The sequence below is a fragment of the Streptomyces sp. NPDC101191 genome, assembly GCF_044767915.1.
GTDB lineage: Bacteria > Actinomycetota > Actinomycetes > Streptomycetales > Streptomycetaceae > Streptomyces.
In genome coordinates, this window is sequence record NZ_JBIWOU010000008.1 from 181,966 (window position 1) to 199,167 (window position 17,202).

Below are 17,202 nucleotides of genomic sequence, written 5' to 3' on the forward strand. Positions count from 1 at the left end.
GTCACTCCCTTCCTCGAAGCAGCCCGCACGCGGCGAAGACCGACAGCAGCGGTGCCAGGACCCGTCGCGGCCGGGCACCGTGCGGGAAGCGGTCGCCGCGGGCCTGTCCCCCGGTCGCGGCGACGAAGTGCAGGGTGCAGCGGGCGCAGTCGTCGAAGGGCCGCAGCCAGGCGGCGCTCGCGTGCCGGTCCAGGAACGCGTACGCGTCCCGGCTCTCGTCCTGCTCGGCAGCCGCGTCGTGGCGCTCGGGCAGGGCCCGCCCCAGCCAGCGGTCCACGGCGGGTTCGAAGCGCACCAGATCGCTCTTGTTCACGGCGAGCGCGGCGGGCGCCGCGACGAACCCGTCCCTGCGGGGCAGCCGGTTGAGGACGGTGGTGAACGCCTCGTCGCCCAGGTCGCGGCGTGGCAGCCCGTAGCGCTCGCGCACCGGGTCGAGGGCCGGCATCCGCAGGGCCCGCAGCGGGTCGACGACGAAGACGAAGGCGTCCACCCCGGTGAGGAAGCTCGTCACCTCCCCGTCCTGCGCGAGGTCCTCGCCCGCGAGGTCGAAGAAGACGACGGGCCGCGGGGTCCGGCCGGGCGCGGAGACGAGGAGTCCGTCGGCGAACCGGGCGAAGGTCTGCTGGCCGGTGCGCCCGAGCTGCCGCCCCTGCTGCAGGTTCTGCACGCGCTCGCGCAGATACGTGCGGTGCGCCTCCGGGTTGAGCGGCAGGCACTTGAGCCCGTACGGCTCCAGGCCGCCGAGCTCGACCTCGCCGAGCATGGCCGCCATCAGATGCGTCTTGCCGACGGCGGAGCTGCCGACGAAGGCGATGGACAGCGGCTCGCCGTTGGTGAGATAGGGCACGGGCAGTTCGTGTGCCTCGTCGCCTTCTCCGGTGTGCGGGCACAGGTGGTACGCGGTGCGCATGAGGTCCTGGCGGCGGCCGGGGCGGTGCTCGGCGGCGAGGTCGAGCGGGACGCGGTTGCCCTTGGCGTCGATGGTGACGAGCAGCCGCTCGTCGTACTCGACCGGCAGCAGGCAGTGCGGGCACAACCTCCCCCGCTGCGAGGGCGGTTCGGCCGCGGCCGGTGCCCGTGGCGGCGGGGACGGCGGCGGTGCTTCGCCGAAGAGCAGGGCGCGGAAGCCCCGCCGGGGCGGCGCGTTGTCCGCCTCCGATTCGGCCGCCTCTCCGCGCGCGGTCCGCAACGCGGTCCTCTTGCGGTCCAGTTCGGCGTCGTAGCGGGCCCTTCCGGCGGCGAGCGGGTCGGCGGTACCGACGGCGTGGGCGAGCGGGTCGGTCAGCCGGAGCAGCCGCAGGAGGTCGGCCGGGGACGGCCGGGCGGCGGCCTCGGCGGCGAAGAGGCCGCTCTGGGCGAGCGCGGCGAGCCGCCGGTAGTCACCGAGGTCCTCCGGCGGCCCGTCGGCCCGGTCGGTGCGGCCGGGCGGTCCGGGGTGGCCGGAGAGCAGCAGGTAGGCGATCCGCGCGAGCGACCACAGGTCGTCACGGCTGTCGGCGGCGCCCCGACCCGCGCGCTGCTCGGGCGAGGCCCAGGGGGCCGTGCCGAAGGGCTCGCGGGCCTCCCCGGCGCGCTGCGCCGCGTAGGGCTCGCACAGCCGCACATGGCTGCCGTCCCAGCGTACGGTCTCGGGTGAGAGCGCCCGGTGGACGTACCCGGCGTCATCCAGGAGCCTTACGGCGAGGGCGAGTTGTCCCACAATCCGCTGCTGCTCGTCCGCACCGAGCCGGGTCAGGCACTCGGTGAGCGGGGTCCCACCGGAGCGGCGGTAGAGCACGAACGGCTCGGAGCCGTCGAGGTCGAAGCCCACGATCCGGGTGAACACCTCGGCGTACTTCTCACCGCCGTAACGCCGTTCGAGGGCGATGGCCGCGGCCACCTCCCTTTCGAGCAGGGCGTACGCGTGCGGGTCCCCCTGGGCGGAGGAAGGCAGCCGGAACTGGATCACCGGCCAGCCCGCGCCCAGGGTGACCGGCCGCGTCCTCAGATACGGCCGCCCCGGCGCGCGGGCGTCCTCGCCGAAGCGGACGGCGAAGCGGATCGGCTCCTCCTGCGCGGTGAGGAACTCGAGCTCCTCGTCGGGCCCCTGCTCCTCGGGAGGACGGTCCTGGGGTCGGTCTGCGGTCGTCATGGGGCTCCCCCCTCCTCCGCCCTGACGGTGTGCACGACGTCGGACCGCAGCGGTACGAGACGCAGGACGCCCGCGTGCCGGCCGCCCCCCGTCCACACCACGTCCTCCACGGCGCCCCGCCATATGTCGTCACCTGCGGTCCCCCGCCGCATGGTCTCGGGCACGAACCGCACCCGGCGCACCGCGCCCGGCTCGTGGGAGAGCAGCCGCAGGTGCTCGGGACCGCACAGCGGAACGGTGAGGGCCGGCTCGTCGTCGGCGGCGAGCAGCCGGACGACGCCGTCCGGGGCGACGCCGATGAGCCGGGCCGCGTCGGGGCGGTCGCCGCGCTCCCGGCCGGGCGGCGGGGACGCGGCGGCATCCCGTTCCAGGCGGGTGCGGGTCTCGTCGAGCAGGGCGGTCATCGGCGCTTCCAGGGGGAGCCGGCCCGCGTTCCCGGGGTCGCGTTCGATGCCGGCCCAGCAGGTGTCGAGGATGCCCGTGACCCCCTCGACCAGGTCGGAGACCAGGGTGTCGACGAGGTCCGGTCCCCCGTCGCCGTACCGACGGTCGAGCCACTCCGGCGCCGGTGCGGGGGGCGCGGGAGCGAAGACCGGGGCGGCCGTCGGGGCGGCGCCCGGGGACGGCGGGAGCGGAGCGGTCCGGCCGGGCTCCTCCCGGTCGGACCAGACGTCGTCGTCGGCGCCGTCCGCCCAGCCGTCCCAGTCCCAGCCGGTATCCGCCGCGGTGCCGTCGCCCACGGCGCCGGCACCGTGCCCGCTCGCGGCACCCGTGCCGAACGGGTCGGCGGACACGTACGGATCGGAGCCGCCGTGCGGGTACGCGCCGGGCGCGCCCGGACCCGCGTACGCCTCCGCCGTCGCCGCGAGGCCGCGCAGCAGCCGGGCGACCGCGCCGGCGCCGTCCGAGCAGTGGTGGCGCACGTCGGCGAAGAGCCAGTCGTGCACGGCGGTCGTGACCACGAGCGTGTGGACCTCCTTGAGGGCTCGGCCGGCGTCCTCGGGGTCCACCCGGTCCCACCAGTCGTCCACGGCCCGGTTCCAGTCGCGCAGCGCGAGCAGCACGACCGCGGCGACGGCCAGGGCCAGGGCGGTCGCCGTCACCCAGAGCGGCAGGCCGAGGGCCTGTCCGGCGCCGGCGCCGGCGAAGCCGCCGACGAGACCGCCGAAGAGCCGTGCCCCCCAGCCGGTACGGGCGCCGCCGTCCAGGCGTCCGTCGGGCGACCGGTTGGGCCGGCGGCGCAGCATCAGCAGGGCGAGGACGGCCGCGAGCAGTCCCGTGGCGGGGCCGAGGACCCACCCGGCGCCGGGCCACAGGCCCGCGAGCAGGGCGAGGACACCGGTCACCAGCGCGGCGCCGGACTGCGAACCGCCGGCCAGGAACGGCTGCTGGGCGCCGAGCCGGTCGAGCCGCTCGGGCCCGCAGACGGCGTCGAGTTCGGCGAGGCGGGCGGCGCTGCCGGCGGGGGCGGTGCGGGCGGCGAGGGCCGCGAGCCGGGCGGCGACCGAGCGCAGCGGGAGCCGGCCGGCGATCAGCTCGTGGGTGTGGTCGCGGAGGGCGGGGACGATGCCGGTGCGGGTGATCTCGCGGGGCATCTCGGGGAGCCGGATGCCCCGGTCGCCGAGGAGTCCGCGCTCCTCGGCGCTGGGCCGGGTGGCGCCGGCGACGGTGAACGCATCGGCGACGGCGCCGCGGAAGCCGCGCAGTTCCAGGGCGAGCCGCTCGACGGTGCCGGGCAGGTCGGCGTCCCGGCCCGCGCGGGTGAGCAGCCCGGCGGGGCCGCGCACGCGCGCGTGGCCGTCGAGGGCGTCCTCCAGGGCGTCCTCGCAGGCCCGCAGCCGGCCGCCCGCGCGGCCGCCGGCGGGCAGCCAGCCGTGTGCGGACAACGAGCGCGGCACCGACTCGTCGAGCAGCAGGGCGAGTTCGCCGGGGACCTTGCCGACCGAGCCGGCGGCCGGGACGTCGGGGCCGGTCAGCGCCTCCACGGCCTGCCGCCAGGCCCTGGCCCGGGCCTCGTCGCTCAGGTCGTGCTCCAGGACCCGTACGGAGGGGACGGCGACGCCGCCGGCGACCCGCCCGAGGGCGCGCAGCACGGCGTCGAAGACCTCCGGGGCGGCGAGCACTTCCACCAGCGGACGCAGGGCGTCGGCGCCGGGCTCCTGGAAGCCGTCGAGCAGCCACAGCACTCCGGCGGCCGGCGGCCGCAGGGTCAGCGTGCGGCGCAGGGTCCGCTCCCCCGGGGCTCCGACGGCGAGGCACACGACGTGGGCGGGGCCGTAGGAGGAGAGGCGTTCGTGGAGGAGCTGGTGGCCGACGAGCCGGTCGGCGTCGTCGACGACGAGGAAGCGGCGCTCGCCCGCGGGCTGCGGGGCGGTCAGGGCCCGGTGGACGGCGTCCTCGGGCGCCTGCCGGTCCCCGGGGTCGTACGCCGCGGCCCGCAGGTCGAGGCAGACCGCGTGGCCCGGTAGCGGACGGTCGGGTACGACGGGCCGGCTCACTCCTCCTCACCGTCCCAGTCCCACGGGTAGCCGCCGTCCGCGGGCTCAGGTGCGGGCTGCGACGGGCCCGCCGAAGGGTGCTGCGGCGGGGAGGACTGCGGCGGCACGTGGGCGGAGGCGGTGCCGGCCGGCGCGGGCCCGGCCGGCGCGGGCCCGGCCGGCGCGGCGGGTCCGGGTACCGGGGCCGGGTTCTGCACATGCGCGTGGGAGGGCGCCGGGGCGGGCGCCGGCGGGTGCGCGGACGGCTGGACGGTGGACGGGGCGTGCCGCTCGTAGAGGGCGCGCAGGGTGGGCCGGGTGGGCTTGCCCGCGCCCGCGAAGCGCATGTCGAGGGCCCCGGGGAGGGTGACCTCCCAGAAGTCGCGCAACGGCGCCAGCCACTCGGCCTCCTCCTCCCCGTACTCGGCGGCCACTTCGTCGAGGAGCACCCGCTGGCGCGGGGCGACCTTCTCGACGAAGTGGACGAAGAGCGGCGAGGGCGGCGCCGGGGTGTGCGAGAGCCCCTTCGGCAGCGCCTGCATCAGACGGCCGCAGAACTCCTCGATGATCTGGCCCTCGTCGAGCAGCGCCCACCGCTCGTACGCCCTGAGCAGTCCCGCCCAGCTGGACAGTGCGCCGTCGAAGTCCTCCAGGCGCAGCGACATCGTCGCGGACTCGCCCTCCTGGAGCCGGATGCGGACCAGATGGGGCGAGTCCACCGGCCCCTCCGTGTGGATGTGCCCGTTCCACATCGCGCACAGGAGCCGGTGCATGATGCGCCGCCGGTCCTCCTCCGTGGAGACCAGCCAGTCGTCCTGGTGCCCCAGCCGCTGCCGCCAGTGCAGGAAGTCCTCCTGCCCGCCGGAGTCGCGCGCGTCGGCCCACTGGCTGAGGACGCCGCGGACCTCGGAGATGTCGGTGAGGTTCATACCGCTGCGGAAGAGGACGACGGTGATGGAGTCGGTGTCGACGGCCCGGTACTCCTGGGCGGCGCGGGGCGGCAGGTTGAGCTCCTGGCGCAGGTAGTCGGCCGCGCGGCCGTCGGACTCGCTCGCCGGGTGCACGATGAGGATCTTCAGGGGGCCGCCGCCGTCCGGGGTGAAGCCGACCGGGAGGAGTCCGGCGAGCGCGGCACGGAACTGCTCCAGCCAGCGGGCGTCGACCTTCGACTCGGCGGACTCGTCGCCGGACGCGGCGCGCAGCAGCAGCTCCATGGAGGGCAGCAGGGGACGGGTGAACCGGTCGTCGTTGGCCTCGCCGAACAGCTTCTTCACCCGCCGCTCGACGACCTGCTTGATCTCCTTGACGGCGGCGCCGGGCGACCGGCGCACGGCGTCGAGCGCGCTGCGCCACTCCTCGGGACGGACCAGCCGTTCGAGGAGGCCCGCCGCGTCGGTGTTCTCGGGCAGGCCCTCGCTCTGCACGAGCCGGGCGAGGACGTCGTCGTAGAAGGCGCGCAGACTGTTCTGCGGCGGCAGGAGGTAGGAGATGCCGGTGCGGTCGTCGCGGTAGAGCTCACGGCGCCGGTCGGCGAAGGCCTTGCCCTCGTCCTGCTCGTGGGCGCGCAGCACCTTGGCGAACTCCCCCAGCTCGTGCAGGGTCTTGGTGAGCGCGGGCCGCCACTGCGCCTCACCCGCCTGCCAGGCGCGGTGCCACAGCACCCTGGCCCGCCACTGGTACCACGCCTCCTGACGGGCCAGTGCCTCCTGGACGTCAGGGTCGCTCCACCGGGCGGCGACGATGCCGCCGGCGGTGCGCCGGATGTGCGGGATGGCGGGGGCGGAGGTCTGGACGTCCGCGGGCCTCTCGGGGTCGTTGCGGCGGTTGTCGAGCATGCCGGTGAAGCCGGCGGCGGCGACCCGGTCGGCGTGACCGTGCATGCCCTTCAGAACGGCCTCGATGCGGAACGGGCTCATGGGGCCGAGGAGTTCCCGTGCGGCCGTGCCCGGCTTGAAGTCCTCGGTGAGCCGCGGCACGTCACGGGCGAGCTCCGCCTCCAGGCGCCGCAGCGCGTCCCCCATGTCGCCGATCCGGTTGCGCAGCTCCTGGGTGATGGCCTTGCCGCCCTTGGGAAGGTGCTCGGGCAGCGGCACGTCGGGCGCCTCGCGGGCCCACAGACGCCCGATGCCCGAGCGGTTGAACATGTCCTGGACGAGGTGCTTGTCCTCCGGGGTGACCCGGCGCGCCTTCTCCCCGAGGCCGCGGACGGCCTGCGCGAGCAGCCGCGCGGCGACGATCTCGGCGAGGTCGTCGACCGGCACGGTGAGCGACGCCGCCAGGCTGGTGGACATGCCGCGGTAGCCGATGCCGGTGCGGGCCGGGGTGGAGCGCTCGACGCTCTTGTTGATGAAGCTGGCCGCGAAGGACTGGTAGTCGTCCTCGGCGCGCCCGGCGGCACCGGTCTCCTCGCTCAGCTCGGTGCCGATGAGGGACATCACCATGGCGGTGATCGAGCGGCGCAGGTCCTCCGTGCCGATGACGGCCGGCTTGGAGAAGAGGAAGGCGGTCTGCACCGTGGACGGGCGCAGGGCGACCACGCCGTCGCCGGGGTACTGGACGCTGATCCGGCCGCGCTGCTCCACGTCGCCGACGTCGTCGAGGGCGTCGGGCACGTTCTGGTCGTCCACGAGCCGGGAGAGGTCGACGAGGGCGCGGGCGGCGTTGAGTTCGGCCTCGCGGCCGCCGCCCGCCTCGGGCGGGAAGGCGGAGGGCATGACGACCAGCGGGTAGATCTTGACGCCGGGCACCTTGCCCTTGCGGAACTCGTGCCCGATGAGGTGGATGAAGTCGTAGAAGATGCCGGCGCCGGTGCCCCCGGCGACGGAGAAGGCGACGAAGACGTCACAGCCCCGGATACGGCCCCCGCCGACCCGCTGGAGATCGCCGGCCGCGTTGCCGATCGCGCCGATGGCCTCACGGAGCTGGCGCAGGACGGGGTCGAGGCCGGAGCGCATGGTCGCGAACAGCGCGGCCCGGCCCACCGTGGGCAGTTGGCCCGCGCCGTTGTGGAGCGGTGCGACACGTGGCTGGCGGGCCTGCGGCGGCAGCCACGACCGGGTCTCCTCGTGCAGGGCGACCCGCAGCATGCGGGTGACCTCGGGCGAGGAGTCGTAGTCGGTGGGCAGCAGGTCGCGCACCATGCGGGAGGTGCGGGCGTAGGCGGCGTTCTCGGCGCCCTTGGCCCGGAACTGCGGCTGGCGCTGCAGCTCCGCCTCGCTGAAGTCGGCGTACACGAACTGCAGGCAGTCGGGCAGCTGGAAGGGCAGCCGCCGGCCGCCGTCGACGAGTTCGGTGCCGTCGGGACCGCACAGCTCGCGGCGCAGGCTGCGTTCCAGCTCGCTGCCGATGCGACCGCCGGTGCCGCCGAGGCCCACGAAGAGCATGGGCTGGTAGATCTTCATTGTCGTCTCCCCTGGGGACCCGAGGGCCCGTGGTTCGTTCGTGGGGCGTGGTGTGGGGTGCGGGAGGGTGGGATGGGTGCGGGGCTGTGGGATCGGGCTGCTGTTCGGACCCGTGACGGCCTGGGGCCGGACCGGGCGGACGGGGTGGCCCGGCAGACGCGGGACCAGTCACGTGTGCGTACGGGGCCGCGCGGACGCGTGACCGTCGGACGGGGGACCGGCTGTCGCCGGGAGCCGGCCGGGCCTGGAGACCTGCCGGGCCCGGGACCGGCGGACGTGGGCGGGTCAGAAGTCCGGGTCCCAGCCGCCTCCCGGCGCCGTCGTGGTGGTCGTGGGGTCGGGGGCGGCCGGGTCGTCGACGCGCGGGGCGGTACGGGGACCCGGGGTCGTACGGCCACCTGGCCGGGGAATGCGCGTGCGAGGGCGCAGGCGGCTCCGGCCGGGGCTGCTGCCGTCGCGGACGACGACCTCGCACTCCTCCACCTCGACCGGCTCCCCGGCCCGTATCGGCGCCTCGCGGCCCCGGTGCGGCCGGAACAGGAGTTCGCCCGAGCCGGTCCTGCGCAGCCGGTGCGCCGCTCCGGCACCGCGGGCCCGGCGCAGGGTGGGCGCGGCGCCGCGCGGCTCCTCGACACTGAAGAGGAACTCGCCGCCCGCGCTCTGACCGGTGCGCACGGTGAGGGTGTCCAGGAGCCTTCCGTCCTTGAGGAGTTCGATCCTGACCCCGGCCAGGTCCTGACGCCGCCGGCGGGCGGCGAGCCGGACGCCGGCGACCGCCGCGGCGGCGAGGAGCACGAGGGCGCCCCCGACGACGTACGCCCACCAGAGGTCCCACCAGGTGGGCCGCGCCTCGACGAGGACGTCGAGGAAGGAGGTGTCGAGGACCCGGTCCCCCCGGGTGGTGTCCACGACCGTGAGCAGCCCGCCGAGTTCGCCGAGCGGGGTGTCCGGCGGAAGGGTGAGGGTGAACTCCGCGCGGGTGGCGGGTCCGGGCTTGGCCACCACCGTGGCCGGCGCGATCGCCGGTACGGAGCCCGGCGCCCCGGCCGCCTGCGCCGCCCCCGGGCCGCCCTGACCGCCGGTCCCGCCCCGCTCGTCGCCGAGTCCGAGCCGCAGGGTGTGCGGGGCGCCGTCGTCGTTGGTGATGTCGAGGAATCCGCGCACGGTGTCGCCCGGGTGGACGGTGACCCGTTCGACGGAGACCTGGGCGCTGAGCAGCGGGGTGCCCTCGGTGACGGCGGTGTGGAACGGGCGCCGGTCGGACGTGACGCCCGGCGCGGCCATCTCGGTGACGATCTCCAGGTCGCCGGTGGCCCCGGACGGCACCGTGAACGTGCCGGTGAAGCGGACGTCGCCGGCCTTGCGGTCCGGAGCCTTCCCGTCGTCGGAGAGGCGGACGCTCACCGGGGTGAATCCGGCGCCGGACAGCCGGGCGGCGACGGTGACGCCGGCCAGCTGACGCGGGTCCGAGATGACGACCCCGCGCCGGGTCTGCATCCGCACCTCGACCACGGCCTCCTGGCCGGGGCGCGGCGCGACGGGGTCGAGGAGCACGGCGGAGCTCAGCCGGCCCTGCCAGATCGCGCGGACGGCGACCTCGCGGTCCCGGTGCCCCTCCGGGGCCTCGACGTGCACCCGCCAGCGGCCGGGCAGGGGGTTCTTGACGCGCAGCGCCTCCACGGGCCCGTCCTCGCCGCTGACTTCGAAGGCGGAGCCGTCGAAGTCGCCGTGCGTCGGCACCTTGCGCTCCTGCGGGTCGTAGTAGGTGACCCGCACCTTGGGGTCGTGCTTGCTCACGGTGAGGGAGCCGTCGGTGGCGATGGGCGGGATCGTGACGTACAGGTCAGCGGGCGGCTTGCCGACGGTGCCCTCGGAGACGCGGGCGCAGCGGGCGGCGGCGAAGGTCTCCTGGAGCGCCTTGTCGATCCCGGCCGAGTCGGCGACGACCCGCATCCTGGGGACCGAACCGGGCACGTCGGAACACGCGCCGCGATAGCCGCCGTCGGCCATCGCGGCGAGCGCGGCCCGGTCGATCTCGTCCCCGAAGCCGAGCGGCCAGATCTGCACACCGGCCTCACGGGCGCGGGCCAGCTCCTCTTCGAGGCGCTTCTCGCCGTTGGCCCGGCGGCTCGCCGGGTCGGCCCCGTACTCGGGGCTGTCGGCGACGTCGAGCCGCCCGTCGGTGAGGAGGAAGACCACCTTGGGGGTCTTCGCGTTCCCGGCGTCGGCCACGCCCGAGCCCGCGCCACCGTCCGCACCGCCGGTGTTCCCGGTGCTGCCGGTGTTCCCGGTGCTGTCGGTGTTCCCGGTGCTGTCGGTGTTCGCGGTGCTGTCGGTGTTCCCGGTGCTGTCGGTGTTCCCGGTGCTGTCGGCGCCATCGGTTCCATCGGCGCCGTCAGTGCCGTCAGTGCCGTCAGTGCCGTCAGTGCCGTCAGTGCCGTCGGTGTTCTCGGTGAGGCGGGCGACGGCCTGGCGGATCGCCGCCGGGAAGTCGGTGCCGGGGCCGACCCGGTCCCGGTCGCGGCGCGCGAGCTGCTTGACGCAGTCGCTGAGGCGCCCGCGGCCCGCCGCGTCGACGACGGTCAGCGGACACACTTCGCGCACCGGCGACTGACCGGGCTTCTCCGAGCTGCCGAAGCCGATCACGGCGGCTCGGGACCGTTCGGAGATCTCGCCCTGGCTGAGCAGGGCCGCGGCCTCGGTCTCCCGGGCCAGGTCCTCGTCGGCGAGGCTCTCCGACTGGTCGACGACGACGGCGAAGTCGATCGGGTCGGCTCCCTCCGCCACCGGGACGGCGGACGCCGCGAGGGGCGCCCGGGCCACGGCGGCGGGGTTGCCGAGCGGTCCGGACAGGGCGAGCAGCGCCCCGGCGAGGAACAGCGCGCCCCTGCGGCGGCTGTGCCGGGTCAGCATCACGGTCACGTGCATGGACTCACCACAGTTCGCTGAAGAGGGCCAGAAGGGCGCCGAGCGCGAGGGCGGTGACGCCGAGTCGCAGCCAGCGGTACTTGGCGGCGAGCACGACCCCGTGGACGCTCGCCTGTTCCAGGAGCCAGCCGGTGACGTCCGCGCCGGAGGACTCCAGCCGGGCCCGCAGGCTCGCCGCCGAGGTGCCGGAGGTCAGCTCGCGCAGGAGCGTGCGCTCGGCGCCCGGGCGGGTGCGGGGCAGGACGACGGAGACCAGCATCACGACCCCGGCGGTCCACAGCGCTCCCGCCGCGACGAGCACGACGAGGCCGCCGCCGGACGGAAGCGGGCCCTGGTCCCGCGAGAAGACGACGGCGAGGAAGGCGAGGGCGCCGGACAGCAGGATCGCGGCCTTGGTGTCGGCCCGGCCGATGTCGTCCCGGACGGTGGTGAGCAGTTGCTCGGCCATCCGCCGCAGCTCGGCGGCGTCGGGCGCGGGCACGGGCACGGGGCCGGGGGCGGGGGCGCCTTCCCGGGTGGGAACGGCTTCAGGGTCGGAGGTGGGTTCGGTGGCCGGGGTGGGGACACCGGTCGGCTGCGGAGTGCTCATTCGTCGTCCCAGTCGTCGAACTCGGCGCTCGGACGGGAGCGCCGGGGAGCGTCGTACGGATCCTGCGGGGCGCGCTCGGCGCGCGCGGGCGCCTGCCGTTCGTCGAAACGGTCGTCGAAACGTCCGTCCGACCGGTCGTCGGAACGGTCGTCCGACCGGTCGTCGGAACGGTCGTCGAAACGCTCGTCCGACCGGTCGTCGAAACGGGCCTCGTAGCGCTCTTCGGGCCGGCTCGCGCTCCGGTCGGCGAAGCCCTCTTCGCTTCGGTCGGAGAAGCGGCCGTCGAAACGGGCCGCGGGCTCGTCCCGCTCGAACGAGGCCTGGACGCGGGTGGGTTCATAGATGCGGGGGTCCGGTGCCGATTCCGGCTCGGGCTCGTCGTCCCAGTTGGGTGCGGTGGGCTCGGGGCGGGAGCGCTCCAGGGCCCGCCGGTCGGTGCGGTGCGCGGGGTCGAGGACCTGGCCGGCGACCCCGCCGATGATGGCTCCCGTGCTGCTGCGCAGGTGCTGGATGATCTGGTACGCCTGCTCGTCGACCTCGTGGCGTTCGAGCACGCCGGAGTCGAGCAGCCGGTTGAAGACGGCGAGGAGATCGGCCTGGCCCTCGCGCTTCTCCCGCTGCAGCTGGGTGCGGATCTCCCACTCCTGGTCCGGGTTGCGGGCCATGTGGTGGGCGATCTGGGCCAGGTCGCCGCGCCGGAACATCGCTTCCAGCTCACCGGCACGGGCCGCGATCCGCTTCCGCTCCCACTGCTCCTTGCGCAGCTCGGCCTCTGCCTCGCGGGCGTCGGCGAGGCTGGTCACGTCGACCAGGTCGGCGCGGGCGACCTCCCCCTTGATCTGCTCGTCGAGGTCGAAGAACACGTAGACCTGGGTGCGCAGTCCGATCTCCCGGCCGACCACGAGACGTCCGGTGGCCAGCTCGTCCCGTACGGCCTCGTCGGCGCGCTGGGCCTCGGTGAGCCGGAAGCGGCGGGAGAGCGAGCGCAGTCCGTCGAGCAGGTCGTCGTGGAGCAGCTCCGCGACGTTCCACACCTGCTCCCTGACGACGAGGTACGGGTCCTCGACCGTCCACTGGACCCGGACGCGCGCGTTGAACGTGGCGCCGTCCCCGGCGGCGGGCAGCTGGAGAGCGAACTCGGTGACGTTCCGGCCGAGCTGGACCTCGAAGACGGTGTACGGGGAGCCGAGCAGGGGCTTGTTGGTGTCCTCGTTGCGGTCGGGCCACATGATCCGGTGACCGCCGTTGCGGTAGAGCAGGACGGCCGCGATGAGCCCACTGGTGCGCCGGTACGGCGGCGGGCACTCGCGCAGCAGCGGCCCGACCGGCCCCTTGCCGGCGCCCTTGCCGCCCCCGGCCTGCTGCGGCCGCCCCTGCTGTCGCGGCGCACCCGCACGGGCCCGATCGCCCTGACCGCCGCGCGCGGCGCGGCCGGCCGGTCCGCGCTGCTCCGGTCCGCCCTGGTTCGGCGCGTTCATCGCTTCGCTCCTTCCGCGACGGCGTCCCACATGCGGCGCGCCGCGTTCTTGTCCAGGGGCCGGTCCCGGTCCCGTACGAGCTCGTTGAGGAGTCCGCGGAGCCGGTCGCGGTCGCGGCGCTCGGCCGCGAGCAGGGGCAGCAGGGCGCAGACCAGGTCGAGGGCGGTGGCGTCCTTGGCGGCGCGCCGCAGCAGGCTGCCGAGGCCGTCGAGGGCGGCCTCGCCGGCGCGCGCGGTGTTCAGGCTGTGGCGCAGCAGGGCGCCGAGCGCGGGGGCGAGATCGGGACGGGTGGCGAGCAGCGCGACCAGCAGCGGCCGGGCGGCGTGCTCGTCGAGCTCGGGCACGTCGCGCAGGCCCCACAGGTAGGTGGTGCGGGTGGTCAGGGTCCTGATCACCGCCATGTGCACGAGGTTGGCCAGGTTGAGCCGCCCGTCGGTGAGCCAGCGCTCCAGTCGCCGGACCACGGGCTCCGGGTCACCCGAGGCGAGCAGCCGGGCGACGCTGAAGGAGGCGGGCACGAGGATGCCGATGTCGTCGGCGTCGTGCGCGCGGACCACGCGGGCGACCGCGTCGAGCGAGCCGCGCGGGCCGCCGGCGGCCAGCAGGTAGCCGTGGGTGAGCAGTGCGGTCTCCAGGAGGTTGCCGTCGTCGGAGCCGGCCCATTCCTTGACGGTGGCGGCGACGGCGGGCCGGACGGCGGAGTCGCGGGCGGCCTCGGCGAGGGCGGTCGCGGCCGCCATCCGGGCCACCGGGTCGTCCGTCCCCGCGAGAGGGGCGACGAGTTCGCGGAAGCCGTGGATCCAGTCCCAGGAGCAGAGCACCCCGGCCGCGATGGAGGCGCGGACCCACACCTCGGGGCGGGGGTCGTCGCAGAGGGCGCGCAGCCAGCGGGCCACCGGGCCGCGGACGTTGTGGTAGCCGTGCCAGACCTCGCCGAGCACGGCGGTGGCGAGCGCGTCGCCCTGGAAGCGCACGGCGCGCACGGGCACCCTGACGGGGCCGAGGTCGAGCTCGGTGTCCTCGAGGACGGACCGGGCGAGTACCGGGCGGTGCTCGGCGTGGGTGCCGAACAGGCGCCGTCCGGAGGGGTGTTCGGGATCGAGAGTGACGGCGAACTCCCAGGTGAGGAGCTCGGCTGCCTCGGTGGCGATGCTGTACGCGGAGCGGTTGAAGACGGCTACGGCGATCCGGAGAGCGGCGGCGCCGAGCGAGGGCAGCGCCTCGGGGAGCGTCCCGGGCCGGTCGGCGCCCGCGAACCACTCCCGGGCCTGCACGCGCACGAGGTCGGCGCACTCCTCCAGGAGCCGGTCGTCGTCGAGTTCACCGCGCTGCCGTTCCGCGAGGTGCTCGGCGAGGCGGGCGGCCTCGCGCGGCCTGAGTTCTTCCAGGCCGATGGCGGCGACCACGTCGGGGCGGCCCGCGAGGGCCCGGGCCCCGGCCAGCAGGTCCTCGGACGCGCCGCGCAGCAGCAGCCGCAGGTGGCGGTGCAGGACCTCGTCGGCGGGCGGGGGCGCGCAGTACATCCCGTAGCGGCCGCGCAGCAGCCGGTCGGCGAGGTCGCCGTTGCCGACGACGACCACGGCGTATCCGTCGATCGCGTCGAGCAGGTCGGCGAAGCGGTCGAGGTGCAGTTCGGAGAGGCGCACCGGGGGGCGGCGCGCGGGGTCGGTGCGTTCGCCCCGGGAGTGGCGCGGCTCGCTCTCGGTGCGGACCTCCTCGGCGAGGTGTTCGAGCAGGTGTCCCGCCTTCTCGTGGAGGGCGTCCGCGGTGATCTCGTCGACGCCGTGGCGCGGGTCGAGCCGGAACACCTGGCGCCGGGCGACCTCGGAGAGCAGCGCGAGCGCGGTGGCCTTGCGACCGCTGCCCGGCTCGCCGCAGAGGACGAGGACCCGGTGGCTGCGCAGCCGCTCCTTCATGCGCTGATATCCGGCGGTCTCGCAGTACACGTCGTCGAGGTGGTCGAGGGTCTCGCCCGGGACGGTGCCCTGGACGAAGTGGGTGCGGTCGCCGAGCTGGAAGTGGAGGCGGTCGCCGTAGTGGACGTAGGCGTCGCGGCCGGCCGACGTGCGGTGGTCGCCCGGCCGCGGCCCCGCGAGCGACCGGCGCGCGGCCCGCGCGGTGCCCGCGCCGCCGGTGGTGCCGGCGCCGCCGAGGGGGCTGCGCCCGGCACTGTCGAACGGGCTGGGCTCACGCGGCTGTTCACCCGGCGCGCCGTCGCCGCCGCTGCCCGCGGCCCCACCCGCGGAGCCGGAGCCGGAGGCGGATCCTGAACCCGATCCGGATCCGGAGGCGCCGGCCGCGCCCTGGCCCCCGCCCTTCTCCCCTCCCGCGTTCCCCTGCGGGGAGTCGCCCTTGGGCTCCGGGTCGCCGGCGGCTCCCCCGCCGCCGTGGTCGAGGTCGTCGTCGCTCATGCCGGGACCTCCGTCTCGTCGTCCCCACCCAGGGGGTCGGCGCCGTGCCCGGACCCGGGGGTGTCCGGTTCCTCGCTCGCCGGGCCGTTACGGATGCCGGTGAAGCGGCCGTGGAAGGTGTTGCCCTCGATCACCTGGATGTCGCGGCCCGCCGTGTACGACCGGTTGCCCGCCGGCGCCCTGGGCGGTGAGCCGTCCCCCCGCGACGGCCCACCGCCGGTCCTTGGGTCACCACCCCGGCGTTCCGGCCCGCCGGGGCGCGCGGCGCCGGGAGCCGTCGGCGGCTCGGGAAGCCCGGGCACGTGGAACCAGGCGTCCTCGTCGGTCTCCTTGGAGACGACGGCGGCCCGCCGGTAGCGGTCGGGCTCGATGTAACGCCCGCCCTCGACGACCACGTTCCGGTAGAGCCAGTCGGACACCACGATCAGCAGGTCGACCTCCGGCGCGTCCGCCATGACGCGCTTGGCGGGGGCGCTGTCGCACAGCCGGCAGGCGAGGTCGACGGCCCGGCCGACGAGACCGCGGCCGTCGTCCAGGACGAGCCCCGCGTTCATGCCGACGCGCATCCGCAACCGCCCGCGACGGCCCGCGTTGTGCACGCGCAGGCTCTCGTGGAGGGTGTCGATCCAGCGTCCGACCATGAGCGCGGGGGGCACGTCCGGGCGGAGCGCGGCGAGGATGCCGTCGCCCCGGTCCTCCTGGTGGACGGTGCCGGGCTCGATGCCCACGGAGGCGTACGCCTCTCCGAAGGCCTCGTACATGGCGGCGCGGGTCAGCCGCTTCTCGTCCATGCCGAGGCGTCCGGAGCCGACGACGTCGCCGAAGACGACGAGCCGGTGGAGTGCACCGGCGCTCGCCCCCTCGTGCGCTTCCGCGTTCGCTCCCGTACTGCTCACTCGGACTCCTCTGATGCGGTTCAGGTGGTTCCGTGGTGGTGACGCGTCCAGCCTGGCGGCTGCGGCTCGCGGGCGATGTAGCCGTTTACACAGCCGGGGGTTGTTTGTCGGAGGACTGCGCGCCGGGGTGCGCGCGCCCCTGCGCGAGCAGGACGAGGACGGGCATGTCGACCACGATCACGGTGCGGTTGGCGGTGCGGACGACGCCCTGTTCGCGCAGCAGCCGCAGCGCCTTGGCCACGGCTTCGCGGGTCGCCCCGATGGCCGCCGCCAGGTCGTGCTGGGGCAACGGCAGTTCCAGTACGGTGCCGGACTCGGCGCGCCGGCCGGCCCGCTCGGCGAGCTCGACGAGACGGGCGGCGAGCCGCTGGAGCACGGTCTCCGACGCGAGCGAGCGCCGCTCGACGTCGGCGCTGCGCAACCGGGTGGCGAGCTGCCGCAGGATCAGGGAGGTGGCGTGCGGCCGTGCGGCCAGGAAGCGCCGGAAGCGGTCGCCGGAGATGGCGACGGCCTCGACCCGGCCGAGCGCGGTCACGGTGGCACTGCGCGGCCGGCGGTCGACCGCGGCGAGGTCGCCGACGACCTCGCCGGCCCCGCGCAGCGCCAGGATGAGGCGGGCGCCGCGCTCGGTGCCGACGGAGACCACCGACCAGCCCGAGAGGAGGGCGAGGACGTACGCGGAGGTCTCCCGCTCGCGGATCATGATCTCGCCCGGCTCGTACGTCCGCGGAGCGCCCTCGGCGAGCAGCGCCCGGCGGTCGGCCGCGGGCAGGGCGTGCAGGAAGGAGCGGTCCTGGCCGAAAAGACTCAACGGTCGCTCACACCCCCGCACGACTGGCGCATTCGCGTGCTTGTTCCCACCCCAACCAGCAAACAGCGTCACATTGTTGA

At 75.5% G+C, this 17,202-nt stretch carries 9 protein-coding genes; all 9 read right to left on the reverse strand.

Annotated features, from left to right (window positions below):
- Nucleotide 1 precedes the first annotated feature (1 nt).
- Nucleotides 2–2,131, reverse strand: a complete 2,130-nt coding sequence (locus ACIRQF_RS29180) for a hypothetical protein (RefSeq protein WP_404096391.1) — start codon at nt 2,129–2,131, stop codon at nt 2–4.
- Complete coding sequence (locus tag ACIRQF_RS29185) at nt 2,128–4,629, reverse strand: hypothetical protein (RefSeq protein WP_404096394.1); 2,502 nt, start codon at nt 4,627–4,629, stop codon at nt 2,128–2,130. The genes ACIRQF_RS29180 and ACIRQF_RS29185 overlap by 4 nt, the downstream gene beginning before the upstream one ends.
- Nucleotides 4,626–8,009, reverse strand: a complete 3,384-nt coding sequence (locus tag ACIRQF_RS29190; protein WP_404096396.1) for a tubulin-like doman-containing protein — start codon at nt 8,007–8,009, stop codon at nt 4,626–4,628. Before ACIRQF_RS29190 ends, ACIRQF_RS29185 begins: the two co-directional genes overlap by 4 nt.
- Before the next feature lie 285 nt (nt 8,010–8,294).
- Entirely contained in the window at nt 8,295–10,937 is a 2,643-nt protein-coding gene (locus tag ACIRQF_RS29195; protein ID WP_404096399.1) for a VWA domain-containing protein, read from the reverse strand.
- A 4-nt stretch (nt 10,938–10,941) separates the two neighbouring features.
- On the reverse strand, nt 10,942–11,526 hold the full coding sequence (locus ACIRQF_RS29200) for a Pycsar system effector family protein (protein ID WP_404096402.1): 585 nt from the start codon (nt 11,524–11,526) through the stop codon (nt 10,942–10,944).
- Complete coding sequence (locus ACIRQF_RS29205; protein WP_404096404.1) at nt 11,523–13,004, reverse strand: hypothetical protein; 1,482 nt, start codon at nt 13,002–13,004, stop codon at nt 11,523–11,525. Before ACIRQF_RS29205 ends, ACIRQF_RS29200 begins: the two co-directional genes overlap by 4 nt.
- Nucleotides 13,001–15,415 (reverse strand): hypothetical protein, encoded by a 2,415-nt coding sequence (locus tag ACIRQF_RS29210; RefSeq protein ID WP_404096407.1) that lies wholly within the window; start codon nt 15,413–15,415, stop codon nt 13,001–13,003. Before ACIRQF_RS29210 ends, ACIRQF_RS29205 begins: the two co-directional genes overlap by 4 nt.
- Complete coding sequence (locus tag ACIRQF_RS29215; protein WP_404096409.1) at nt 15,412–16,311, reverse strand: hypothetical protein; 900 nt, start codon at nt 16,309–16,311, stop codon at nt 15,412–15,414. The genes ACIRQF_RS29210 and ACIRQF_RS29215 overlap by 4 nt, the downstream gene beginning before the upstream one ends.
- Before the next feature lie 85 nt (nt 16,312–16,396).
- Complete coding sequence (locus ACIRQF_RS29220) at nt 16,397–17,122, reverse strand: Crp/Fnr family transcriptional regulator (RefSeq protein ID WP_376628822.1); 726 nt, start codon at nt 17,120–17,122, stop codon at nt 16,397–16,399.
- Between the last annotated feature and the right edge of the window lie 80 nt (nt 17,123–17,202).